General features: G+C 69.5%; 21 protein-coding genes, 1 tRNA gene and 1 other RNA gene. 13 read left to right on the forward strand and 10 right to left on the reverse strand.

Features of this window, described 5'->3' with window-relative positions:
• The first annotated feature begins 283 nt into the window (after positions 1-283).
• The 4 genes from dnaN to EV659_RS05425 all read left to right on the forward strand — a co-directional run bounded on the left by dnaN (position 284) and on the right by EV659_RS05425 (position 6,104).
• On the forward strand, positions 284-1,399 hold the full coding sequence (dnaN, locus tag EV659_RS05410) for a DNA polymerase III subunit beta (RefSeq protein WP_132707842.1): 1,116 nt from the start codon (positions 284-286) through the stop codon (positions 1,397-1,399).
• A gap of 185 nt (positions 1,400-1,584) precedes the next feature.
• Positions 1,585-2,946, forward strand: a complete 1,362-nt coding sequence (locus EV659_RS05415) for a DNA replication/repair protein RecF (protein WP_200287424.1) — start codon at positions 1,585-1,587, stop codon at positions 2,944-2,946.
• Positions 2,947-2,998: 52 nt separating this feature from the next.
• Positions 2,999-5,440 carry a DNA topoisomerase (ATP-hydrolyzing) subunit B gene (gyrB, locus tag EV659_RS05420; RefSeq protein ID WP_132707843.1) on the forward strand — a complete coding sequence of 814 codons (2,442 nt, stop codon included), beginning with the start codon at positions 2,999-3,001 and terminating at the stop codon, positions 5,438-5,440.
• Positions 5,441-5,510: 70 nt separating this feature from the next.
• Positions 5,511-6,104 carry an exopolysaccharide biosynthesis protein gene (locus EV659_RS05425; RefSeq protein ID WP_165878742.1) on the forward strand — a complete coding sequence of 198 codons (594 nt, stop codon included), beginning with the start codon at positions 5,511-5,513 and terminating at the stop codon, positions 6,102-6,104.
• Positions 6,105-6,175: 71 nt separating this feature from the next.
• Here EV659_RS05425 and EV659_RS05430 read toward each other — a convergent pair whose 3' ends face one another.
• Positions 6,176-6,703 (reverse strand): TetR/AcrR family transcriptional regulator, encoded by a 528-nt coding sequence (locus EV659_RS05430; RefSeq protein WP_165878743.1) that lies wholly within the window; start codon positions 6,701-6,703, stop codon positions 6,176-6,178.
• Between the two features lie 160 nt (positions 6,704-6,863).
• Between EV659_RS05430 and EV659_RS05435 the strand changes: the two genes are divergently transcribed.
• On the forward strand, positions 6,864-7,166 hold the full coding sequence (locus EV659_RS05435) for a hypothetical protein (protein WP_132707846.1): 303 nt from the start codon (positions 6,864-6,866) through the stop codon (positions 7,164-7,166).
• Here the strand turns inward: EV659_RS05435 and EV659_RS05440 are convergent, their stop codons facing one another.
• A complete protein-coding gene (locus EV659_RS05440) occupies positions 7,167-7,925 on the reverse strand; it encodes a hypothetical protein (protein ID WP_200287426.1) in 759 nt (252 codons plus the stop codon).
• 199 nt (positions 7,926-8,124) lie between these two features.
• Between EV659_RS05440 and EV659_RS05445 the strand changes: the two genes are divergently transcribed.
• Positions 8,125-9,933, forward strand: a complete 1,809-nt coding sequence (locus tag EV659_RS05445) for a transglycosylase domain-containing protein (protein ID WP_132707847.1) — start codon at positions 8,125-8,127, stop codon at positions 9,931-9,933.
• Between the two features lie 8 nt (positions 9,934-9,941).
• On the opposite strand, the gene EV659_RS05450 is transcribed toward EV659_RS05445, so the two are convergent.
• The 3 genes from EV659_RS05450 to EV659_RS05460 are packed head-to-tail and all read right to left on the reverse strand — an operon-like array spanning position 9,942 to position 11,762.
• Complete coding sequence (locus EV659_RS05450; protein ID WP_132707848.1) at positions 9,942-10,694, reverse strand: M48 family metallopeptidase; 753 nt, start codon at positions 10,692-10,694, stop codon at positions 9,942-9,944.
• Positions 10,678-11,154, reverse strand: coding sequence for a YcgN family cysteine cluster protein (locus tag EV659_RS05455; RefSeq protein WP_132707849.1), 477 nt, complete (start codon positions 11,152-11,154; stop codon positions 10,678-10,680). Before EV659_RS05455 ends, EV659_RS05450 begins: the two co-directional genes overlap by 17 nt.
• Positions 11,151-11,762, reverse strand: a complete 612-nt coding sequence (locus EV659_RS05460) for an SCO family protein (RefSeq protein WP_165878744.1) — start codon at positions 11,760-11,762, stop codon at positions 11,151-11,153. Before EV659_RS05460 ends, EV659_RS05455 begins: the two co-directional genes overlap by 4 nt.
• Before the next feature lie 178 nt (positions 11,763-11,940).
• On the opposite strand from EV659_RS05460, the gene EV659_RS05465 reads away from it, so the two are divergent.
• The 4 genes from EV659_RS05465 to EV659_RS05480 all read left to right on the forward strand — a co-directional run bounded on the left by EV659_RS05465 (position 11,941) and on the right by EV659_RS05480 (position 15,574).
• Complete coding sequence (locus EV659_RS05465; RefSeq protein WP_165878745.1) at positions 11,941-12,516, forward strand: ankyrin repeat domain-containing protein; 576 nt, start codon at positions 11,941-11,943, stop codon at positions 12,514-12,516.
• A gap of 5 nt (positions 12,517-12,521) precedes the next feature.
• A complete protein-coding gene (locus EV659_RS05470; protein ID WP_132707852.1) occupies positions 12,522-13,478 on the forward strand; it encodes a hypothetical protein in 957 nt (318 codons plus the stop codon).
• 107 nt (positions 13,479-13,585) lie between these two features.
• A complete protein-coding gene (locus EV659_RS05475; protein ID WP_132707853.1) occupies positions 13,586-14,983 on the forward strand; it encodes an ActS/PrrB/RegB family redox-sensitive histidine kinase in 1,398 nt (465 codons plus the stop codon).
• A gap of 27 nt (positions 14,984-15,010) precedes the next feature.
• Positions 15,011-15,574: an ActR/PrrA/RegA family redox response regulator transcription factor gene (locus EV659_RS05480; protein WP_274600021.1), complete on the forward strand. Its 564-nt coding sequence runs from the start codon at positions 15,011-15,013 to the stop codon at positions 15,572-15,574.
• Between the two features lie 51 nt (positions 15,575-15,625).
• Here EV659_RS05480 and EV659_RS05485 read toward each other — a convergent pair whose 3' ends face one another.
• Complete coding sequence (locus tag EV659_RS05485) at positions 15,626-17,089, reverse strand: hypothetical protein (protein WP_132707854.1); 1,464 nt, start codon at positions 17,087-17,089, stop codon at positions 15,626-15,628.
• A 387-nt stretch (positions 17,090-17,476) separates the two neighbouring features.
• The gene (locus EV659_RS05490; RefSeq protein WP_274600022.1) at positions 17,477-18,025 is read right to left on the reverse strand and encodes an MmcB family DNA repair protein; all 549 of its coding nucleotides are present in this window, start codon (positions 18,023-18,025) and stop codon (positions 17,477-17,479) included.
• A 159-nt stretch (positions 18,026-18,184) separates the two neighbouring features.
• Between EV659_RS05490 and EV659_RS05495 the strand changes: the two genes are divergently transcribed.
• Positions 18,185-18,397 carry a DUF3126 family protein gene (locus EV659_RS05495; RefSeq protein WP_132707855.1) on the forward strand — a complete coding sequence of 71 codons (213 nt, stop codon included), beginning with the start codon at positions 18,185-18,187 and terminating at the stop codon, positions 18,395-18,397.
• A gap of 287 nt (positions 18,398-18,684) precedes the next feature.
• Here the strand turns inward: EV659_RS05495 and ssrA are convergent.
• Both ssrA and EV659_RS05505 read right to left on the reverse strand, forming a co-directional pair.
• Positions 18,685-18,760: a transfer-messenger RNA gene (ssrA, locus tag EV659_RS05500) on the reverse strand.
• A 49-nt stretch (positions 18,761-18,809) separates the two neighbouring features.
• Positions 18,810-18,886: transfer RNA gene (locus EV659_RS05505), tRNA-Arg, on the reverse strand.
• A gap of 254 nt (positions 18,887-19,140) precedes the next feature.
• Between EV659_RS05505 and EV659_RS05510 the strand changes: the two genes are divergently transcribed.
• The gene (locus tag EV659_RS05510; RefSeq protein WP_132707856.1) at positions 19,141-19,566 is read left to right on the forward strand and encodes a hypothetical protein; all 426 of its coding nucleotides are present in this window, start codon (positions 19,141-19,143) and stop codon (positions 19,564-19,566) included.
• Between the two features lie 39 nt (positions 19,567-19,605).
• On the opposite strand, the gene EV659_RS05515 is transcribed toward EV659_RS05510, so the two are convergent.
• Positions 19,606-20,610: a P1 family peptidase gene (locus EV659_RS05515; RefSeq protein ID WP_132707857.1), complete on the reverse strand. Its 1,005-nt coding sequence runs from the start codon at positions 20,608-20,610 to the stop codon at positions 19,606-19,608.
• Between the two features lie 301 nt (positions 20,611-20,911).
• Between EV659_RS05515 and ggt the strand changes: the two genes are divergently transcribed.
• The gene (gene ggt / locus EV659_RS05520) at positions 20,912-22,678 is read left to right on the forward strand and encodes a gamma-glutamyltransferase (protein WP_165878746.1); all 1,767 of its coding nucleotides are present in this window, start codon (positions 20,912-20,914) and stop codon (positions 22,676-22,678) included.
• Positions 22,679-22,861 lie beyond the last annotated feature (183 nt).

Raw genomic sequence — 22,861 nt, forward strand, 5'->3', positions numbered from 1 at the left:
CGCATCCGTGGTCTTGTCGGCGGGCGTGTCGGTGGCCTCGTCCAAAAGCCACGCGACGCTCGTTCTACCCTGGCGCGCAGTGCTGCTCGCCTGCCTTGCCTTGACCGTTTCAGTCCTCTAGGTTTGGCGGCCCGCAGCCGGCGGTGGGCAGGCGTCCCGCCGGGCCCGTCTTGATGGTGCCGTCCAGGGGTCCCCGACCGGTGGCCGCCAGGGACGCCAGTCGAGGGCCCGTTGCAGGACCATCGCACCGGCGGCGTTTCACAACGAGAACAAAGCACCCGGCATGAAGCTCACCATCGAACGGTCGTCCCTTCTCAAGTCCCTCGGCCACGTGCACTCGGTGGTCGAACGACGCAACACCATCCCGATTCTGTCCAACGTGCTGCTCGACGCGGCCGACGGCCGGCTGTCGCTGACCGCCACCGACCTGGACCTGGCCATCGTCGAGGCGACCGAGGCCCACGGCATCGAGCCCGGCGCCACCACGGTGCCGGCGCACACCCTCTATGACATCGTGCGCAAGTTGCCCGATGGCGCCGAGGTGTCGCTGTCGCTCGACGACAATCAGCGCCTGACCATCGAGGCCGGGCGCTCCAGCTTCAAGCTCGCCTGCCTGCCGCGCGACGACTTCCCGTCGATGACCGACGGCGACCTGCCGCACAATTTCGCCCTGCCGGCGGTCGAATTGAAGCGCCTGATCGACAAGACCCGCTTCGCCATCTCGACCGAAGAGACGCGCTATTATCTCAACGGCATCTATCTGCATGTGGCCCAGGGTGCGGACGGCCCGGTGCTGCGCGCCGTGGCCACCGACGGCCACCGGCTCGCCCAGGCCGACACCGTGGTGCCCGAAGGCGCCGCCGAGATGCCGGGCGTCATCGTGCCGCGCAAGACCGTGGGCGAGATCCGCAAGCTGATCGACGAGTTCGAGGGCGATGTGGAGGTGGCGTTGTCGGATACCAAGATCCGCTTCGGCTTCGGCCAGGCGGTGGTCACCTCCAAGCTGATCGACGGCACCTTCCCCGACTATTCGCGGGTCATCCCCAAGGGCAACGAGAAGGAGCTGTCGCTCGACTGCCGGGCGTTCGCCAATGCGGTCGACCGGGTGTCGACGATTTCCACCGACAAGTCGCGGGCGGTCAAGCTGTCGCTCGGCGACGACAGCATCACCCTGTCGGTGACCAGCCCGGAAAACGGCACCGCGACCGAGGAACTGGCCGCCGCCTATCAGGCCGAGGCCATGGATATCGGCTTCAATTCGCGCTATCTTCTCGATATCCTTGGCCAGGTGGAAGGCGACACCGTGGCCGCCCGGCTGGCCAGCCCCGACGCGCCCACCGTGGTCACCGACGAAGCCGACCAGGCCGCCCTCTACGTTCTGATGCCGATGCGGGTGTGACCCGGGTGACCAGCCAGCGCGGCGACACCGGCTCGGGGCAGACTGGCGCGGGTCAGGCCAGATCGGGTCAGGCCGGCTTGGGCCAGATTGGCCCGGATCAGTCTGGTCCGGATCAGTTTGGCCCGGCGCCCACGGCAAAGCCGGCCCGTGCGGCGGCGCCCGTGGCGGCGGCCGGCACGACCGAGATGACGGCGACGACCGGCGGGACCGAGATGACCGGCACGGCCGGTACGGCCGCCGCGTCTCGCTCGTCCATGGCGGCGTTGCCGGGGCCGGCGGTGGCGCGACTGCGGCTGAGCGATTTTCGCTGCTATGCGACCCTCGACCTGGACCTGGTGGCCGACCCGGCGCGGCCGGTGGTGCTCACCGGTCCCAATGGCGCCGGCAAGACCAATGTGCTCGAAGCGCTGTCGTTCCTGAGCCCGGGGCGCGGTCTGCGCCGGGCGCGGCTGGTGGAGCCGGCGCGCCATGGCGGTGCGGGGGGATGGTCGGTGGCGGCGCGGCTGGTGGCGGCCGATGGCCCGGTCGACCTGGGCACCGGCATCGATACTGCGGCGGCGGCTGCGCAAGCCAGGGCCAAGGGGCCGGCGGGCGCGCTGGACGCCGACGCTGACGCCGACGCTGACACCGATGGCGGCGGCGACGGCGGCGACGGCGGCGCGGATGAGGGCGAACGGAGCGGCGCCGATGGCAGCCGGTTGCGGCGCCGCTGCCGGATCGACGGCACCGAGGCCAGCGGTCCGGCCGCGTTCGACGAGCGGCTGTGCCTGGTCTGGCTGACCCCGGCCATGGACGGCCTGTTCACCGACGCGGCCGGGGTGCGCCGGCGCTTTCTCGACCGGCTGGTGGGCCAGGTGGCGCCCGGCCATGCCCGCGCGCTGGGCGCTTATGAGACCGCCCAGCGCGAACGCCAGACGCTGCTCGCCGAGCGCGGCTATCTGGGCGCCGACCCCGGTTGGCTGCGCGCGCTCGAAGGCCGCATGGCCGAACACGGCGTGGCGGTGGCCGCTGCCCGCCTCGACGCGGTGCGCCGCCTGGCCGCCACCGTCGAGGCCGGGCCCGAGACGGCGTTTCCCAAGGCGCGCCTGGCGCTCGCGGGGACGATCGAGGCGGCGCTCGCCGCCGGCGCCGAGCCCGCCGCCGCGGCGGACGCCTTCCGCGCCCGGCTCAAGGCGGCGCGGGCCGAGGATGCGCGCACCGGGCGCACCGGCTGCGGGCCGCAGCGCAGCGACCTGCTGGTCGACCACGCGCCCAAGGCCATGCCGGCGCGGCTGTGTTCGACGGGCGAGCAAAAGGCGCTGTTGGTCGGCCTGGTGCTCGCCCAGGCGCGGTTGACCGCCGAGCGGCGCGGCCAGGCGCCATTGGTGTTGTTGGACGAGATCGCCGCCCATCTGGACGGCGCCCGTCGTGCGGCGCTGTTCGACGCCTTGCGGCGGCTGGGCGGCCAGGTCTGGGCCACCGGCACCGACCGGGCGCTGTTCGCAGCACTCGACGGCACGGCACAGTTTTTCGAGGTGGCCGAGGGGCATATACTGGCGGCCGGGTGACCCACCGGCCGGCCGGGACCGCCCCGCCACCCATAACCGAGACGAGGACGCAATGAGCGACGACACCCAGCCCGGCGCAGCGCCGCAAACCGACAGCTATGGCGCCGATTCCATCAAGGTGCTCAAGGGGCTGGAGGCGGTGCGCAAGCGCCCGGGCATGTATATCGGCGACACCGAGGACGGCTCGGGCCTGCACCATATGGTGTTCGAGGTCACCGACAATGCGATCGACGAATCGCTCGCCGGCCATTGCGACCTGATCCGGGTGATGCTCAACGCCGACGGCTCGGTGACCGTCGAGGACAATGGCCGCGGCATCCCGGTGGACATCCACGAGGAAGAGGGCGTCTCGGCGGCCCAGGTGATCATGACCCAGCTTCACGCCGGGGGTAAGTTCGACCAGAACAGCTACAAGGTTTCGGGCGGCCTGCACGGCGTCGGCGTGTCGGTGGTCAACGCCTTGAGCGAGTGGCTGGAACTGCGCATCTGGCGCGACGGCGGCGAGTTCACCATGCGCTTCGAGCATGGCGAGCCCCAGGGCGACCTGGCCCGGGTCGGCGACGCGGCCACCAAGACCGGCACCCAGGTGACCTTCAAGCCGTCGGAAGCGACCTTCAAGATCGTCGATTTCGAGTTCGAGAAACTGGAGCGCCGGTTCCGCGAACTGGCGTTCCTCAATTCGGGCGTCCACATCCAGCTCGAAGACCATCGCCACGCCGACCCGCGTCAGGTCAATCTGCACTATGAGGGCGGCATCACCGAGTTCGTGCGTCACATTGACCGCACCAAGACCGCCCTGGTCACCGAGCCGATCACCATCCAGGGCGAGCGCGACGGCGTCACCGTCGAATTGGCCATGGAGTGGACCGACAGCTATCACGAGAACGTCTTCTGCTTCACCAACAACATCCCGCAACGCGACGGCGGCACCCACCTGGCGGCCTTCCGTGCCGCGCTGACCCGGGCGGTCAATGCCTATGCGGGCTCGTCGGGCCAGGCCAAGAAGGCCAAGGTGTCGATCAGCGGCGACGACGCGCGCGAGGGCCTGACCGCGGTGCTGTCGGTCAAGGTGCCGGACCCGAAATTCTCGTCCCAGACCAAGGAAAAGCTGGTGTCGTCCGAGGTCCGGCCGGCGGTCGAGGCGCTGATGAACGAGCAATTGGCCACCTGGTTCGAGGAAAACCCCAATGAAGCCAAGGCGGTGATCGCCAAGGTGGTGGACGCTGCGGCGGCGCGCGAGGCGGCGCGCAAGGCGCGTGAATTGACCCGGCGCAAGGGCGCGCTCGACGTGGCGTCGCTGCCCGGCAAGCTCGCCGACTGTCAGGAGCGCGACCCGGCCAAGTCGGAACTGTTCATCGTCGAGGGCGACAGCGCCGGCGGTTCGGCCAAGCAGGGCCGCAACCGCTCATTCCAGGCGATCCTGCCCCTGCGCGGCAAGATCCTCAATGTGGAGCGCGCGCGTTTCGACCGCATGCTGGCGTCGAACGAAATCGGCACGCTGATCACCGCGCTTGGCACCGGCATCGGCCGCGACGACTTCAACGCCGAGAAGCTGCGCTACCACAAGATCATCATCATGACCGACGCCGACGTGGACGGCGCGCACATCCGCACGCTTCTGCTGACCTTCTTCTATCGGCAGATGCCCGAGTTGATCGAGCGCGGCAATCTCTACATCGCCCAGCCGCCGCTCTATAAGATCACCCGCGGCAAGTCCGAGGTCTATCTGAAGGACGACCGCGCCTTGTACGACTATCTGGTCGACCACGGCACCGAGAACACCGTGTTCACCGACGGCACCGGCGCCCAGCGCAGCGGCCAGGACCTCAAGGACGCGGTCGGCGAGGCGCGCACCATTCGCAACCTGCTCGACGCCCTGCCGTCGCGCTATGACCGCACGCTGGTGGAGTATCTGGCGCTCGCCGGCGGCCTGGACGAGACCGTCGCCGCCGACCGGGCGGCCGCCGAGGCCATGGCGGGTCGGATCGCCGAGACGCTCAACCGGCTGGCCCAGGCCGAGGAGCAGGGCGGCTGGTCGGGGCGCGCGGCCGAAGACGGCGGCTATCATTTCGAACAGACCGTGCGCGGCGTCTCCGACCACCATGTGATCGACCTGGGGCTGACCAAATCGGCCGAGGCGCGGCGGCTGTCGCCGCTGGCCCAGCGCCTGGCGCCGGCCTTCGACGGCACCGCCACCCTGACCCGCAAGGACGATGTGCGCACGGTGCTGGCGCCCACCGATTTGTTCGAGGCGGTGTTGGAGATCGGCCGCAAGGGCATCGCGCAGCAGCGCTACAAGGGCTTGGGCGAGATGAACCCCGACCAGTTGTGGGAGACCACGCTCGACCCCGAGGCGCGGTCGCTGTTGCAGGTCAAGGTCAACCAGGCCGACGAGGCCGAGCAACTGTTCGCCAAGCTGATGGGCGACGTGGTCGAACACCGGCGCAGCTTCATCCAGGACAACGCGCTCAACGTGGCCAATCTGGACATCTGATCGGCGCGCGCCCATTTGGGTCGCAAGCGCCGACCCGATGGCGCCGATCCCAGGGATAAAGGCAGGGGCCATGACCGAGAGCGAGTTCCAGTCGGAAGACGAACTGGCCGCGTTGATCGACATGATCGGCGACGGCGACCCCGACGAAACGGTGTCCCTGCAAACCATCCTCGAAAGCGTCGGCGAGCGGGGCTTCGGCTCCATGTTCATGCTGTTGGGCCTGACCATGGTGTTGCCGCTCGGCGCGCTGCCGGGGGTGCCCATGTTGCTGGGTCTGGTGGTCAGCCTGGTGGCGGTTCAGTTGGTGATCGGCCGGCGCACGGTCTGGCTGCCCCGGCGGCTGCGCCAGTTGAGCGTCCGGCGCGGTCGCTTGCAGCCGGTGCCCGTTTGGGTGCACCGGCTGGCCGAACGGATCGACGGCCTGATGGGCCGGCGCATGACCTGGGCCGCCGGGCCGTTGGGCCAGCGCGCCGCCGCCGGCCTGTGCATCCTGTTGGCGGCCAGCACCGTGCCCCTGGGGCTGATCCCGTTCGGCGTCGCCGTGCCCGGCCTGGCGATCACCGTGTTCGGGCTCGCGATCCTGGGCCGCGACGGCCTGGTGATGATCATCGGCGCCGCCTTCACCCTGGCCGCCACCGCCGCCCTCGCCATCGTCTTCCTGTAGCGCGGCGGGACCCTTGGGCGCGATTGGCCGGCAGGACAGCAGCGGCGGCGGCCGCCGCGACGGTGCCGCGCTCAGCCCAGGGCGCCAAGGTCGCCCAGCATATCCTCGCCGAACAGCCGTTGCAGGATCAGCCGGCCCTGGATCTCGGCCAGCAAGCTGGTCGCCCGGCGTATGGCGTCGGCGGGGGCGGCGCCCATGTCGGCATAGGCGCGCGCGATGCCGTCGCGCCACGCCGCCGCCGTTTGGGCGAGCGCGGGGCCGAACAGGCGCTGGCCTTCGCCCATGGACAGGGCGTTGATCAGGCAGCCGGCGGGTTCCTGGGCATAGAAGGCGCGCACCCCGGCAAGCATGGCGGCCAGGCGCTGGTCGCCCGGCGCCGGGCCGCTCAACGGCTCGATCACCAGCCGGCGCAGCCGTGCGTCGGCGCGCGCCAGGGCGGCGTGGCCCATCTCTTCCTTGCCGCCGGGAAAATGGTGATAGAGCGAGGCGCGCTTGAGCCCGGCGGCCGCCGACAGCCGGCTGAGCGACGCGCCGTCATAGCCGGCCTGGCGGAACACCCCGGCGACCGCGTCGACCGGCAGACCCGAGGGGTCGGACATGGGCTTACCTCGCATACTCGCACGACGATGGACCGGGCCACCATAGGCGCGCCGGCCCGCGCCGCCAAGCGTCGATATTTATGGAAATTACGACTTGAATGCGTCTTGGTTAAGCTTATTTGATGTCTAGTCTGCTGTTCCCTTAAGGAGATCTAAAGCTATGGCGGTTTCAGAGCGTGAAATCACAATTGGTGTTATGCGTCTCGCGGCGCAGAAGCCGGATAATTTTGCTTCGTTTACGGTTCTGTACCAAAAATTGCCAGAAATTGTTCGCCTAGACCAAGAGGACTGGGAGGGGTCAGATACAAGAAACGGTGAACCTATGTGGTATCAGATTGTGCGGAATATTAAGTGCCACTATGAATCTGAGGGAAATGCAATTCATCTGGGCTGGCTAGAGAGTGTACCGAGTCAAGGGTATAAACTTACGGCCAAAGGACGTGAATACCTTAAGCGTCTTTAGCTAGGTGTATAGGGATTTGTATCCTGGCTTAAACCACCGTAGTTCTGTGGTTTTGTTCGCATCCTTATCCCAAACAAACCAAGCATACGCTGTTGTTCCGCTGCCTTTTATGGTCGCGCCAGCAGGGTAAAACGTAATGCGTTCGCTGAAAACCCATACTCTTGATGGTGGGAATTTCGAAAAAATTGTTTTTTGTCTATGCGCGCCTTCAAGAAAAGCCAGTCTTAACAGTAGCGCAAATTTTTTTTTGGATGCGCGTATTCCACTTTCAACGAAACCCTGCGCAGAATTATATGGAGGGTTGGTTACAATGTTTTCAGAGGTAATATCTGTATCTAGAAAATTCACTCCCACATCCCCAAATCCACGATCATAAAGATCAGAGCTTTGGATGTTGTTGCCCGTTTTCTCTAGAACTTTCGACATTGCTCCGTTCCCGCAGGCGCACTCCCAAATGTTTCCGTCAAAATTTTCGTTGTCAATAAGCGCATAAGTTGCCCAGGCAGGGGTCGGGTAAAAATCCGGCCCCTCTAGGTCAGCGTATCTTTTTAGCGCCGGTTTGAAGCTGCCATTGAGATTATATGTCTTGTCCATAGCGTGTTTTAATAGTTGAATCAGCGGTTTAGTCAAGAGGCATGTGGTAAATTTTGGATCCTGTTCTGCGAAACATAGTTTTGAAAATATTCGATACTTTTTAATTTTAGTATATGCAGTGTTTTGACGCCCCTCCCCCTTTTCGCGCGCGCATACAAACGCCAAAATCGGGCGCCAGAGTAGTGCTGTTGCCGTCAGAGGAGCGAGCCCGACCGTGAGCCGTGCCCCCCGAAGCCCGAAACCATCCCGCGCCCGCTCCTCCCGTGCCCCCCGTGCCTCTCGTGGCAAGGGCGGCGAGGGCAGCGGTGGTGCCGGCGCGCCGGAGCCAGCGGCGCCCCGGCGCCCGGCCAAACGCCGCCGGCCGTTGTGGCGGCTGGCCTATTGGTCGGTGGTGGTGGGCGTCTGGGCGGCGATCGCGGGCGTCGGCGGGCTGGTCTATCTGGCCCACGATCTGCCCGACCTGAACCGCCTGCCGGCGCCCAACCAGAAGCAGGCCATCGTGGTCAAGACCGCCGGCGGCCAGACGCTCGCCACCTATGGCGCGGTCTATAACGACTGGCTGAGCTATGGCGAGATCCCCGAGGTCATGGTGCTGGCGATCCTTGCCGCCGAGGATCGCCGGTTTTTCGACCATATGGGCGTCGACCCGCGCGGCGTGGCGCGCGCCGCCCTGGCCAATATCCGCGCCGGCGCGCTGCGCCAGGGCGGCTCGACGCTGACCCAGCAATTGGCCAAGAACCTGTTCCTGACGCCCGAGCGCAGCCTCAAGCGCAAGGCCCAAGAGGTCATGGTGGCGTTCTGGCTGGAACGCACCTTCGCCAAGTCAGAGCTGCTGGAGCTTTATCTCAACCGGGTTTATTTCGGTGCCGGAACCTATGGCATCGACGCCGCCGCGCGGACCTATTACGGCCATTCGGCGCGGCGTTTGAGCCTGGCCGAGGCGGCGTTGCTGGCCGGGTTGGTCAAGGCGCCGTCGGCCTATGCGCCCACCAACGACCCCGAGCGCGCGTTCGAGCGCGCCTCGGTGGTGTTGGGCGCCATGGTCGACGCCGGCCTGATCACCGAGATGGCGGCGCGCCGCGCGCGCGCCGAGCCCGCGGCGATCCAGCCGAGCGCGCGCGCCGGCGACGTGCGCTATTTCACCGACTGGGTGGTGCGCCGGACCCGCGCGCTGACCGCCGAGACCGAGCGGCCGCTGACCGTCTACACCACCCTCGACCGACAGGCCCAGGCGGCGGCCGAACGGGCGCTCGGCGGCGCGCTGGGCACGGCGGGGCCGGCGCGCCGGGTGGCGCAAGGCGCGCTCGTTGCCCTGGCGCCCGACGGCGCGGTCCGGGCGATGACCGGCGGGCGCGCCTATGCCCGCAGCGAATACAACCGCGCGGTCCAGGCGCGCCGCCAGATGGGCTCGGCGTTCAAGCCGTTCGTCTACGCCGCCGCGCTCGAAGCCGGCATGGGCCCCGATACCTTGGTCGACGACGCACCGATCGCGGTCGACGGCTGGTCGCCGGAGAATTACGGCCGGTCCTATCGCGGCCCGGTAACCCTGTCCGAGGCGTTGAGCGTGTCGCTCAACACCGCCACCGTGCGCTTGCAGGAGCGGGTCGGGCGCGACCGCATCGTGGCCTTGGCCCGGCGCCTCGGCGTCGACGCGCCGCTCGAACCGGTGCGCAGCCTGGCGCTGGGGCCCGAGGAGATGAGCCTGCTCGACATCACCGGGGCCTATGCCCCGTTCGCCAATGGCGGCCGCGCCGCCGAGCCCTATGCGATCCTGGAGATCCACGCGCTCGACGGCGAACTGCTCTACCGCCGCCGGGCGCTGCCGCCCGAACAGGTGCTGAGCGCGGAGGTGGCGCAGACCATGGCGACCATGCTGGAAAACGTGGTCGAGTGGGGGACCGGCAAGCGCGCCCGCATCGACCGCCCGGCGGCCGGCAAGACCGGCACCAGCCAGGGCTTTCGCGACGCGGTGTTCGTCGGCTTCACCCACGATCTGGTCGCCGGCGTCTGGCTCGGCAATGACGACGACACGCCCACCGACCGGGTCACCGGCGGCACCCTGCCGGCCGACATCTGGGCCGATTTCATGATCGAAGCCCATGTGGGCCGGCCGGTGCGGCCCCTGGGCGGCGGCGCCTTGAAGGCCACTTTTACCGGCCCCGAGGCGGGCTGAGCGGCAGCTCAGGCGGCCGCCGACCGGGGCTCGCTGCCCTCGACCAGGCGATAGGCGAACAGGCCGGCGCCCGAGCGCTTGAGCCACGCCTCGGCGCGGCGGCGGTCGGGCGTGGTGCGGTCGACCAGCGCCCAGAAATGCGGCGAATGGTTCATCTGGCCCAGATGCGCCACCTCGTGGGCGGCCAGATAGTCGAGCACATAGGGCGGCGCCAGGATCAGCCGCCAGGAAAAGCTCAAGGCGCCCTTGGGGCTGGCGCTGCCCCATTGCCGGCGGGTGTCCTTGACCGTCAGCCGGGCGACCCGGTGGCTGAGCCCGAGCCGCTCGGCGTGCACCGCCACCGCCGGCACAAGGTCGGCGCGCGCCTGATCCTTTAGCCAGCGGGCGAGCCGTCGGCCGGCCAGCTCCGCCGGGCCGCCGAGCACCAGGGTGTCGTCCGCCACGCGCGGCACACGCGGGGCTTGGGGGGCGTGGCGGACGGTCACCGGCACGCCGCGCAGCGGCAGCCGCGCGCCGGGCAGCACCGGCATGGGCGCGGGCAGGCTGGCGAGGGCGGCGTGCAGCCAGTCCGCCTTGCTCTCGGCGAACGCCAGCGCCTGGGCCAGGGCCATGCGCTCGGGCACCACCAGCACGGCGTCGCCGGCGACCCGGTCGAGCTTGAGCGTCGCGCGCCGCGCCCGGGCCGAGCGGCGCACCACCAAGGTCAGCGGCCCGTGCGGGCCGGCGATGCGGGCGCGCGTCGGCTCAGCCGAACGTCTCATCGATATGGTCCTCAAGCGCGCCGGCCTGCTGTTCGGGCACCATGCGCCCGCGCACCGAGATGCCGGCGCGGTGGACGGTTTCGGGGTCGCCCGAGACCAGCGGGTGCCACCAGGCCAGACCCTGGCCCTCCTGGACCAGGCGATAGGCGCAGGTCTCGGGCAGCCAGTGGAACTGGTCGACCAATTGCGGCGACAGGATCGCGCAGTCGGGCACCCGGCGCTTGCGGTTGGCATAGTCGCGGCAGCGCACGGTGTGGCGCGACAACAGCCGGCAGCCCACATTGGTATAGTGAACCTCGCCCGTGTCGGCGTCTTCGAGCTTGTGCAGACAGCATTTGCCGCAGCCGTCGCACAGCGATTCCCATTCCTCGGCGGTCATCTGGTCGAGCCGCTTGGTGCGCCAGAACGGGGCCGCGCCGGTGCGTTCAGCCCCCGACCGCCGGGTCGGCGACGCGCTCACAGGCACGCCCCGACCCGCCGGGCGATGGCGTCCGGGCCGTCCTGGGCGGTGAAGTGGGTGATGTAGTGGCCGTCGGGGCCCATGAAGTAGATCATCGCCGCATGGTTGATCAGATAGTCGTCGCCTTCGGGATCGCCGTCGATCGCGTAATAGACCCGGTAGGCCCGGGCGGCGGCGGCCACCTGTTCGGTGCTGCCGGTCAGGCCCAGGAAGCGGTCGTGGAACAGCGACAGATAGTCGCCGACCACCTCGGGGCGGTCGCGCTTGGGGTCGACGCTGACGAACACCGGCTGCACGCGGTCGAGATCGGCGCCGGTTTCGGCCAGCCGGTCGAGGGCTGCGGTGATCCGTTGCAACTCGGTCGGGCAGACGTCGGGGCAGTGGGTGAAGCCGAAGAACAGCAGCGCGTAGCGACCGTCGAGGGCGGCTTGGGTGACCGGCGCGCCGCTGGTGTCGACCAATTCGAACGCGCCGCCGATCGGCACCGAGGGGTCGCCGGCGCAGGCACTGGCCCCGGTTGCGTCGGCGCTGTCGTTGGGGCCGGGGTCGCAGGCGGCGAGGGCTGCGGTCAGCGCCGCCAGAGCGGCAAGGCGGGGCAACGGGGCCATGATCGTCCTCCTCCACACACCGGGTACCCGCAGGCACGGCAGGCCCGCACGGGCGGACGTGGACAATCCGCGTCCGCGATCCCTATATAAGGCGTTGACGGCGGCGGCGAAAGCGATGCGCGTGACGGTGTGTCGACGGTCGCCCAGACCCGGTTCCCTTGCCCGAGGATCATCGATCATGAAAGCGCTGCGATTAGGCTTTGTCCTGGCCATGACGATCGGCGGCGCCGGCGGTGCGGCTCTGTTGGGCCCGGCCGCAGTGGCGCAGTATTCGGACGGTTATCAGTTCATCAAGGCGGTCGAGGAAGACGACCTGCTCACCGCGCGGCAGAAGATGTTCAGCGGCGCCACCGCCAACGCCCGCAACGGCGACGGCGTGCCGGTGCTGGTCATGGCGGCCGACAATGGCAGCCTGAAGATGACCGACTTTCTGCTCGAAAACGGCGCCAATGTGAACATCAAGGACCGCCAGTCGGGCGAGACCGCCTTGATGCGCTTTACCCGGCGCGGCCATCTCGCCGGCGTCGAGGCGATGCTCAAGGCCGGCGCCGACCCCGACGTCACCGACCGCAACGGCGAAACCGCGCTGATGAAGGCGGCCCGCCTGCGCCGCTTCCGGGTCGTCGAGGCGTTGCTCGACGCCGGCGCCGATGTGGACAAGACCGACTATACCGGGCGCACCGCGCTCGCCTACGCCCAGGAAAACCGGGCGCGCAACATCTCGCGGGCGTTGATGGACGCCGGCGCGCGTTAGCGCCCATGGGCGCCGAGGCGGTCCTCGCCTGGCCGGCACCGGCGCTGTTGCTCGCCGCGCTGCTGCTCGATCTGGCGCTCGGCGGGCGCCGCGGGCTCGGCCGGCTGCCGGCGCTCGACCGTCTGGCCGATCGCCTGGTCGACGCGGTCGCCCGGCCCCTGGCCCCCGACAGCGCGGTCAACGGCCTGGCCCTGCTGGGGCTCAGCATGGGCGCTTGGGGGGCCGCCGGCTGGGCGCTCGACCGCGTCGCCCTTGGCCATTGGCAGACCTGGCCGGTGTTGGTCCTGCTGCTCGCCCGGACCGTGCACCAGCGCGACACCTGGGACGCCATGCGCCGGCTGGCCCGGCGGCTCGACCGCGCGTCCGAGGGCGACCAGCATGCCGGTGTCCGGCTTGGACTGGCCGAGGGGCTGCGCCGCCTGGCCGACGGGCTGGTGGCCGGCAGCCTGGCGTTTCTGATCGCCGGCTTTGCGGGCCTGTTGGCATGGCGCGGCGCCATGGCGGTGGCCGCACGGCCCGGCGAGGCGGCGTTGGTGCGCGCGCCGGGGGCGCTCGCCCGGCCGGCGGCGCTGGCCACTCATTTGGTCGGCCTGGTCCCCGGCGCCCTCGCCTGGGCGCTGCTCCGCACCATCGGCTGGGCCGAGCCGCCGGCGCCGAGCAGTGCGTCGCGCGCGGTCTATCCCGCCGGCGACCTGTCCACCCATGCGGGCCACGGCCACGCGCTGTTCCTGTTGCCATCGAGCGCCCTGGCGCGCACGCTCAAGCTTCAGTTCCGGGTCGAGACCGGGGCCCAAGTGCTGTGGTTCGGCCCTGCCGACGGCCGCGCCCGCGCCGACATCGCCGACCTTTTGGAAGGCACCCGGCTGTTGCGCAAGGCGGTCGCCGGCGTGGTCGTGGGGCTGATGCTGGTGGTCGGCGGGCAGATGCTGTGGGCGGTCTGGGGCGGCGGTTTTGTCCCCTAACGGCGGTGTGACGGTGCGCCTCATCCCGCTGGCGGGTCGGCGCGTATAAACGGAGCGGCCGCGGCGGCTCGACCGCGCTGTCTGTCTCAAGCCCACAAGGTGCTGCCATGGCGTTCGACGACACGGCCGGGACCGCCGGCGGACCTTTCGCCCCCTGGTCCCGTACCGACGATCCGCTGACCGCGCTGCCCACCGTGCGTCTGCGGATGCTGGTGTGGATCCGCTGGTGTGCGGTGTCGGGGCAATTGGCCACCCTGCTGATCGTGCAGTACGGGCTCGGGCTGGACTATTCGATGGCGCTGCCGGTGGCCATTGTCGGTGCCACGGCGGCCTACAACCTGTCGCTGCACCTTCAGTATCCGCCGACGCACCGGCTGTCCAACCGGGCGGCCATGCTGCATATGTTGTTCGATCAACTGCAATTGATGGCGCTGCTGGGGCTGACCGGCGGCATCGCCAACCCGTTCACGGTGCTGATGGTGGTGCCGGCAACGGTCGGTGCCATCACCCTGCCGCGTTGGGCCAGCCTGCGCCTGTTCGCGGCGACGGTGATGGGGGCGACGCTGATCGCCTTCGTTTATCGGCCCTTGCCCTGGGGCGACGACCCGTTGGTGCTGAACGACACCTATCTCGCCGGCTGTTGGATCGCGGTGATGACCACGGTCAGCTTTCTGGCTGCCTATGTGGCGCAGGTGTCGGTGGAGGCGCGGCGGCGCGACCGGGCCTATGCGACGCTCGAGCGGACGCTGGCGGGCGAGCGGCAACTCTCGGCGCTCGGTGCGCTGTCGGCGGCGGCGGCGCACGAACTGGGCACGCCGCTCGGCACCATCAAGTTGGCGGCGCGCGAGATTACCCAGGAACTCGACCCCGCGGACCCGCTGTATGAGGAAGCGGCGCTGATCGACACGCAGGCCACACGGTGTCGCGACATTCTCAAGCGCATGACCGAAGCGGGGCGGCTCGACGCGCCGTCGTCGCCGTTCCCGTTCGCGTCCCCCGAAGCGTTGATGCGCGAGATCGTCGGCCCCTATGAAAGCGACGAGCGCGGCCCGGAGATCGCCATCCAGGTGGAGCGTCCCGACCTCGACCCCGGGGCCGTGCCGGTCATTCCGCGTCGGCCGGAGATCATGCAGGCGCTGGGAAATTTCGTCGAGAATGCCACCGACTTTGCACGCGACCGGGTTGACGTTAACATCCGTTGGGATCGCGACACGCTGGCCATCGCCATCGTCGACGATGGCCCGGGATTCGACGCGACGATCCTGTCGCATCTTGGCGAACCCTATGTGTCGAATCGGCGCATCGGCTCGATCGAGCGGGCGGAAGCGCATGGCGCCGGCGGGCTTGGCCTTGGAATTTTTATTGCCAAGACCCTGTTGGAGAGAACCGGTGCCCGGGTCAAATTCGTAAATACGTCCGATAAGGGGGCTCGTGTGGATGTCATCTGGCCCCGGTCTCGCCTGGATGCCCAGGGCGACCCGGGGCTCCCGGGGCCAGCGTGCTAGGCTGGCCCGCGCGTAAGGAGACGTACGATGGATATGGTAGTCGAAAAGGAAGCGCCTGTGGCGGTCGAGACCGGCACGGTCCTGGTGGTCGATGACGACAAGCCCTTCCGGGAACGGCTCAGCCGCTTCTTCGAGCGCCAGGGGTTCGACGTGGTGTCGTGCACCGGCGTGGTCGAGGCGCGCGCCCAGGCGGCGCAATTGAAGCCGGCGTTCGCGGTGGTCGACATGCGCCTGGACGACGGCAATGGCGTCGATCTGGTCGAGGAATTGCGCGCGATCCGCGCCGACATGCGGGTGGTCATCCTCACAGCCTACGGCAATCTGGCCAGCGCGGTGGCGGCGATCCGCACCGGGGCGGTGGACTATCTGGCCAAGCCCGCCGACCCCGAAGATGTGGTCAAATCGCTGACCGCCGACCGCGGCGAACGGCCCGAACCGCCGGAAAACCCCATGTCGGCCGACCGGGTGCGCTGGGAGCATATCCAGCGGGTCTATGAATTGTGCAACCGCAACGTGTCGGAGACCGCGCGGCGGCTCAACATGCACCGCCGGACCCTGCAACGCATTCTGGCCAAGCGCTCGCCGCGCTAGGGCGGCTCGGCTTGCATGGGCGGTGCGGTTCTGCCCGGTGGCTGAGCGGCTCTAGCCGGCGCCGCCGCCCGACAGGGTGGCGCTGGCGATGGCGCCTTCGAACAGCCGAAAGCCCAATTGCCGGCCGGTGTCGATGGCACTGGCGCGATTGCAACCGAACAACATGACGCGCGCCGGGCCTAAGCCGCGGATCGTCTCCGCCAGGTGCTTGATCGCCGCTTCGTCGAGCGCCTTCACCACCGTGTCGCGGAACGGTATCGTGTAAAACTCGGCCGGCAGCAGGGTCCAGGATACGGCGCCGAAGGTCAGCAGGTCGATGCCGGTGACCGCGGTGCGCAACCCTCTGGCGCGCACCTGCCGGCGCGCTTCGAGATAGCGGTCGGTGGCGTGCAGCACGTCCTCGGCGCGGAAGCCGAGAATCACCTTGCCGCGCGAGCGTTGCGCCAGCTTGGTCTCGAAACTGGCCATGGCGTCCGGGTCGAGCGCGGCGTCGAGTTCAAAATCCAGCAGCAGGGGTGTCCCGTCGTCGGTGGGCAGATTGACGCCGCCCCGGCCGATCACCTGGCGGTTGAGCGTCTGATGCAGCTTGCGTGCGTAAGCCGCGTCGGCATCGAGCCGAAACTCCGGCATCAGCCGGGCCTCCACCCGCTCAAGCGAAAAGGTGTGATAGGTCAGCACGCGGCGCGGCTCGGTGCCGCGCGCCATCATGATGATCGGTCGCGTGGTGGCGAACACACTACCGTCGAGTCGACGCAGCGCATTGGCAAGCCTGTTGAACGACAGCGGGTCGAGCGGCGTCTGGCTGCGCGCCCGGTCGCGCACCACTTTGACCGTCGGTTCCGCCGCCGCGGTGTCGTCGTCTGCTCCGCCCGCGGCCTCAGTCCTCGCCTCGGCTCCGGACCCGTCGGCGCCCGCGGGTGCGTCGGCATCGGTACGGTCGCCGGGTGTGTCTGGGATTTCGCCTGTGTCGGTGGCGGTGTCGGCGTCGCTCGGCGCCCTGACCGGTTCCGCATTCTGCCAGGGGGAGGGGGCCGCGGCGGTTGCGGCGGCCGCCGCCTCGGCGTCCTGGCGCGCCTGTTCTTCGGCGTCGGCACGTATTTGGGCGACCAGGGCTTCCATGTCGGCGCGGAACCGCTCGTAGTCGCGCTCCAGATCGTACTGGGTGACCAGCAGGTCCTGATCCACCGCCTCGGCGGCCTTGAGATAGTTGTCCTTGCGAAACAGCATCCGCTCGCGGGTGGTATAGATATCCAGATCGGCCCGCGAGGCGCCCTTGACCACCACGATGATGTCGCTATTGGCGAGGCGGAACAACTGGCCTTCATAGCGGTTGACCAGCGGGCGGATCTCTTGCGCCGCCGACCGGACGAACGCGGCTTCCCGGTGGCGTCGTTCCAGGTCCGACAGGGCCAGACGGATCGCCGAGCGCTCCTGGGTGTGCCGCCGCAGACCCTTGAGATAGTCCAGCAGCAGGTCTTCTTGGTTGGCCCGCGCGCGTTGGGTGGTTGCCGGCACTATTCGACGCCCATCAAAGAACTGAAGGATTGGGGATCGTCCGGGCATCGCCGGCCGCAGCCCGTTTGGGCTCCATGCCACAGCGCCGGCCCGGAAGAAACCCGCCCGTGAGCCGTCAGGTGGAGTGCGCCCGCCGGCGCTGCCGTTTTTCCGTGCCGCATTCCCGGTAACGCCTTGCCTTTTCGTCGCCTTCGCCCGTGTCGCCCTCGCCCCGCGTTTCCCCGTCTTCGGGCGCTCGCCCTGCGGCGCTCGCTCCATGGCGCTCGGCGTCGCGCCGCCGCCGAGGGGGAACGGCGCCGGAGGTGCGCGGGCCTGCGGACTGCGTCGCCATTGCCGCCGGGCGCTTGAAACCTGATACCTTGATCGCTTTTTACATTAGGTCACAGATCAGGGGGCCGCAAGATCGCCGGTCTGGCCCAGCCGGTTGGCGCCGAGGCGCGCCAGGCGGATCAACAGCGCCTTGCGCCGCGCCGCCGCCATCGGGACCGCCTGGGCCTCGCGCACCACCGCGCCGTCATAAGCGTCGGCGACGATCAGCCCGACCCGATCGGGTGGCGCCGCCAGGTCCAGCACCTGCGCCACCGCCAGCCCCGGTGGCACGGCGAAATAAAACCGGTCGGCGAACGCCAGATAGTCGGCCCATTTGGTGTCGGCACGCAGGTCGGCGAGCCCGGATTTCACCTCGACGATAACGATCGCCCCGTCGGCCATGACACCCATAAGATCGGCGCGCCGCCCGTTGGCGATGGTCACTTCGGCCAGCGGCGGACAGCCCAGGGCGAGCAGCAGGCGTGCGGCGCCCCGGGTTACCGCGGCGGTGACCGCCGGGCGGTCGCCGGGTGCACCGGCGGGGTCGGACAGGACTGTGCGCGGGGCTGCCATGGCAGCAGTGTAGGCGGTCAGGCTGCCGGCTGGCCAGACAAAAGAACGCAACAAGAACAAGGCGCCGGTGTGCCGGCCGCCGCTGGCATGGGCTTGTCAGCACGGGGTATGATCCGTATCCACGCCCCACGGTATCGTCTGCCCCGCGATACCGGGCGTGCCGGCATCGTCCGGGGTGCCGTCGCCGACCCATACTGACCAGCGGAGACCAATGTGACCCAAGACGAGATCGGCAAGCTTGTCCGCCATTTGCGCCAAACCTTCAACAACGATGGAATCAAGATCGCCGAGCGCAAGCAGGACGATTCCGTCGAAGTGACCATCGACGGCGAGTTCATCGGCGTGATCTACAAGGACGAGGAAGAGGGCGAGACATCCTACGCCTTCAACATGGCGATTCTCGACATCGACCTGGAAGACGCCTGAGCCGTCGGCGACCCGCCAGCGGCGGCGATCCCGGTGTTGCCGGAACTATGGTCGATCGATCTGGGTCATGGCCCATGACCCATGACCCAGATTGGCCGAAAAAGAACACGCGCAGCAGCGTTGCAGGCTGCCTTAGCGCGGGCTGGCGCCGCAGACGGTGACGGGCGCCCGGCGCGTCGATGGTGGGTAAGCCCAAGGGCCGATTGTCGATCCGGCGGCGGCCCTCTCCTGAGGACCGGTGGTCCCAGAGATTTGACCGACACTAAGACGATACCGGGCCGGGAAAATGGTGGAGCCGAGGGGAATCGAACCCCTGACCTCAGCAGTGCGATTGCTGCGCTCTCCCAACTGAGCTACGGCCCCGTGGTCGTCTCGACCGACCCGCGGGCCTTGGGAGAGACCCGGGAGGGAATGGCGCGCTCGGGAGGATTCGAACCCCCGACCCCTAGATTCGTAGTCTAGTGCTCTATCCAGCTGAGCTACGAGCGCCCATGGTATCCGGCGGGGCTTTGTTGACCCGCCCGGAATAAGCGCGGACCCTAATGAGATGCCCCGGACCATGCAAGGGGTTTTTGTCAGGGAATTTTATTGTCGCCCCAGCGGCCCGGTTGGCCTAGAGATCGGGGCCGGATTGCGCGCGGGCAAGGCCCGGTTCGCCGGCTGGTCGAGGCTCCCAGCGACCATGGCCGGATCGACAGGCAGGACGGCGCATGGGGGCGGCGATAACGCGGACGGAGGCGACGATGGCACCACAGCGTGGGCAAGGGTCGACGGCGCGGCGGCTTGGCGCAGTGCTGGCCATGGCCTTGTTGTCGGGCTGCGCGGTCGGCGGCGGCTGGCCGAAGCTCAACGACCCGCTGCCCCAGCCGGCCGATGCGGCGGTGTCGGCGCGCTTCCCGACGCCGCCGGCGCCCGAGCACCCGCCCCGGCCCGACGACCCGGCCGCCCTGTGGGACCGGGTCGCCGTCGAGCGCCGGGCGTTCGCCGCAGCGCGCGCCGACGGGCTCGACGACCCGGCCAACCGGCTGGCCGCGCAAATGCACCTGACCCGGCTCGGCCGGCTGGCGCGCGCGCTCGCCGGCGCGCCCGACAGCGGCGATGTGGCCGGCCTCGACACGTTCGTGGCCGAAGCCCGGCGCGCCCTGGCCGGCCCGCAGCCGATCGGCTGAGCCCGGGGCTCTGCCGGTGTGTCTGGGGGCTTGCCGGTCTTAGGCGTTCGGGGCGGCTTCGGCCTCCCGGGCGGCCGCCAGCGCCTTGTCCACCGCGCGCACCAGGGCGTCGGCGGCCATGGTGCCGGCAAGCGCCAGGGCCAGGGGCGCGGTTTCCTGGCGCGGGCCGGCGAGCGGCTTGGCGCCGGTGGCGAGTGCGAACACCGTGTCGCCGTCAAAGGGCGTGTGCAGCGGCCGGATTGCCCGCGCCAGCCCGTCATGGGCCATGGTCGCCAGCCGCCGGCACTGCGCCTTGTCCAGATCCAGGTTGGTCGCCACCGCGGCGAGCGTGGTGTTGGCGCCCAACAGGGCGAGCTTCGGGAACTCGATGATCGCGGGGTCGGCGGCGGGGCCGCCAGCGGCGTCGGTGGGGCTGCCGAAGCTGTTGACCGCCACCAGCACGCCCACCGCCGTGCCGTCGGCGGCGACCGCGCTGGCGGTGCCGATGCCGCCCGGCCGGTCGCCGGCCTGGGCGCCGAAGCCCGCGCCGGCCCGGCCCTGCGCCACCTCGACGCCCGCCGCCTCGGCGGCCCGGATCGCCAGGTCGCCATAGGGCGGCCGGTCCCACGCCTTGTCGCCGCCGTTGAGCAGGTCGAACAAAATCGCCGCCGGCACGCCGGGCACCGGGCGCGCGGCCACCGGCAGGCCCACGCCGCGTTCGGACAGCCAATGGCTCAGGGCGTCGGCCGCGCCGAGCCCGAACACCGACCCGCCCGACAGGCACAGCGCGTGCACCTTCTCCACCAGACAATCCGGGCGCAGCATCTCGGTCTCGCGGGTGCCGGGGCCGCCGCCGCGCACGTCGACGCCCATGGCCACCGGCGCGTCGGGCAGAATCACCGTGACGCCGGTGCGCGCGCGGGCGTCGGCGGCCTGGCCGACGCGCAGGCCGGCGATATCGGTCAGCCGATCATGGGCGCCGGGGGCGATCTCGAACCGGGTGGCGGGTTTGGCCGGGGTTTGGCTCGGGCTTCGGCCCGGGGGCTGGTTTGGGGGCTGGCTCATCGGGCGTCTCCTGGGCTCGCGGGTGGGTCGGGGCTGATGCCGGGCTGGTCAGGGTTGAGTTGGCGGGCGATTCGATAGCATGGCCGGCCGGGCGGCGTCGCGCGCCCGACCTTGCCTTGACCCTGCCCCCGGCATTGCCCCGGCATTGCCCAAGGGGCTCATGCGGCTATGATGGCAGCCCATTTCGCTGGCCCAAGGGAGGATCGAACTCATGGTGGCTATCCCGACCGCCCGCCGGCGCGCCGGTGCGCGCCCAGCTCCGACATTGGCCCGACCGCTGGTCCGGGGCCTGGCCCAGACCTTGGCCCGAACGTTCGGCCTCGCCCTGGCCGTCACCCTGGCGGCACCGGTCGCGACACCGGTTCTGGCCGCCGAGACCGAGGCGCGCACCGCGCCGGTGGCCGAGCGCCACATGGTCGCCGCCGCCAACCCGCTGGCGGTCGAGGCCGGGCTTGAGATGCTCGACAAGGGCGGCACGGCGGTCGACGCGGCGATCGCCGTGCAGATGGTGCTGGGCCTGGTCGAGCCGCAGTCGAGCGGCATCGGCGGCGGCGGTTTCCTGCTCCACTACGACCCCGAAGCCGATGCCATGGTCGCCTATGACGGCCGCGAAACCGCACCCGCCGGCCTCGACCCGCGGCTGTTCCTGGACGCCGACGGCAAGCCTTTGGGCTATATGGCGGCGGCCCTCGGCGGCGCGGCGGTCGGTGTGCCGGGCAATGTGGCGATGCTGGCCATGGCCCATGACCGCCACGGCGCGCTGCCCTGGGCCGACCTGTTCGAGCCGGCGATTCGCCTGGCCCGCGACGGCTTCGAGGTGTCGCCCCGGTTGCACAAGGTGATCGGCGACTGGCTGCGCTATGGCGGCGCGGCGGCGGGCGAGTTGGACCGCATCGGCCCGGCGCGCGACTATTTCTTCACCGCCGAGGGCGAGCCGATCCCCGAAGGCATGCTGCTCAAGAATCCGGCCTATGCCCGCACCCTGTCGCGCATCGCCCAACAAGGCCCGGCCGGCTTCTATGACGGCCCGGTGGCCGAGGCGATGGTGGACGCGGTGCAGAACGCGGTGATCCGTCCGGGCGCGCTGAGCCTCGACGACCTGGCGGGCTATGAGCCGGTGGCGCGCGAGCCGGTGTGCGGCGCCTATCGGGCGACGCGGATCTGTTCCATGGGGCCGCCGTCGTCGGGTGCGACCACGGTGCTCGCCATCCTCGGGCTGCTGGACGGCTTCGACATGGGCGGCGCCGGCGTGCAGACAGCCGAGGCTGTGCACCTGTTCGCCGAGGCCAGCCGGCTGGCCTATGCCGACCGGGGCCGCTATCTGGCCGACCCGGCGTTCGCCGACGTGCCGGTGGCGGGCCTCATCGACCCGGCCTATCTGGCCGAGCGGCGCGCGCTGATCGACCCCGATCAAGCCATGGCCGCCGAGACCGTGGTGCCGGGCACGCCGCCGTCCAAGCAATCGCTGCGCTGGGGCGACGACATCAGCCCCGAACTGCCGGCCACCTCGCATATGACGGTGGTCGACGATGCCGGGCGGGTGGTGTCGTTCACCACCACGGTGCAGATCGCCTTCGGCAGCATGCTGATGGCCGAGGGCTTCCTGCTCAACAACGAGTTGACCGACTTTTCGTTCCGTCTTGAAGACGCGGCCGGACGGCCGATCGCCAACCGGCCCGAGCCCGGCAAGCGGCCGCGCAGTTCCATGTCGCCGGTGATCGCGTTCGACGACGACGGCCGCTTCGACTTCGCCGTCGGCTCGCCGGGCGGGGGCAGCATCATCAACTATGTGGCCAAGGCGATCGTCGGCCTGGTGGACTGGGACCTGACCATGCAGCAGGCGGTGGCGCTGCCCAACATGGTCGATCGCGGCCGGGGGCTGGTGCTCGACCCGGCGCTGGAGCCCTTGGTGCCGCGGCTTGAAGCCCTGGGCCATGAGGGCATCTCCGTGCGCGCCCAGACCTCGGGCCTGCACGGCATCCGCGCGATTCGCGACGATGCGGGCCAGGTGGAGTATTACCAAGGCGGCGCCGACCCGCGCCGCGAAGGCGTCGCCCGCGGCCGCTAAACGGCCCCAGTCGGCCCCGGGGTGCCTTGGGCGCCCCGGGGCCGGCTGGATCGGTTGGCTGAACGGCTCGGCCCCGCGGGGCTTGGCCGCACCGGCTGGTGTTGGCGCGTCCTCGGCCTGGCTTTGCGGGCACGACGTAGCTTCGATCCCGGGCGCTCGGCTCGCCATGGCCTGCGGGCATCA

Origin of the sequence: Rhodothalassium salexigens DSM 2132, from assembly GCF_004341375.1 — a bacterium.
GTDB lineage: Bacteria > Pseudomonadota > Alphaproteobacteria > Sphingomonadales > Rhodothalassiaceae > Rhodothalassium > Rhodothalassium salexigens.

Coding starts and splice junctions, on each gene's coding strand:
- dnaN (WP_132707842.1), top strand. CDS start 284: ATGAAGCTCACCATCGAACGGTCGTCCCTTCTCAAGTCCCTCGGCCAC.
- EV659_RS05415 (WP_200287424.1), top strand. CDS start 1,585: ATGACGGCGACGACCGGCGGGACCGAGATGACCGGCACGGCCGGTACG.
- gyrB (WP_132707843.1), top strand. CDS start 2,999: ATGAGCGACGACACCCAGCCCGGCGCAGCGCCGCAAACCGACAGCTAT.
- EV659_RS05425 (WP_165878742.1), top strand. CDS start 5,511: ATGACCGAGAGCGAGTTCCAGTCGGAAGACGAACTGGCCGCGTTGATC.
- EV659_RS05430 (WP_165878743.1), bottom strand. CDS start 6,703: ATGTCCGACCCCTCGGGTCTGCCGGTCGACGCGGTCGCCGGGGTGTTC.
- EV659_RS05435 (WP_132707846.1), top strand. CDS start 6,864: ATGGCGGTTTCAGAGCGTGAAATCACAATTGGTGTTATGCGTCTCGCG.
- EV659_RS05450 (WP_132707848.1), bottom strand. CDS start 10,694: ATGAGACGTTCGGCTGAGCCGACGCGCGCCCGCATCGCCGGCCCGCAC.
- EV659_RS05460 (WP_165878744.1), bottom strand. CDS start 11,762: ATGGCCCCGTTGCCCCGCCTTGCCGCTCTGGCGGCGCTGACCGCAGCC.
- EV659_RS05465 (WP_165878745.1), top strand. CDS start 11,941: ATGAAAGCGCTGCGATTAGGCTTTGTCCTGGCCATGACGATCGGCGGC.
- EV659_RS05470 (WP_132707852.1), top strand. CDS start 12,522: ATGGGCGCCGAGGCGGTCCTCGCCTGGCCGGCACCGGCGCTGTTGCTC.
- EV659_RS05475 (WP_132707853.1), top strand. CDS start 13,586: ATGGCGTTCGACGACACGGCCGGGACCGCCGGCGGACCTTTCGCCCCC.
- EV659_RS05480 (WP_274600021.1), top strand. CDS start 15,011: ATGGATATGGTAGTCGAAAAGGAAGCGCCTGTGGCGGTCGAGACCGGC.
- EV659_RS05510 (WP_132707856.1), top strand. CDS start 19,141: ATGGCACCACAGCGTGGGCAAGGGTCGACGGCGCGGCGGCTTGGCGCA.
- EV659_RS05515 (WP_132707857.1), bottom strand. CDS start 20,610: ATGAGCCAGCCCCCAAACCAGCCCCCGGGCCGAAGCCCGAGCCAAACC.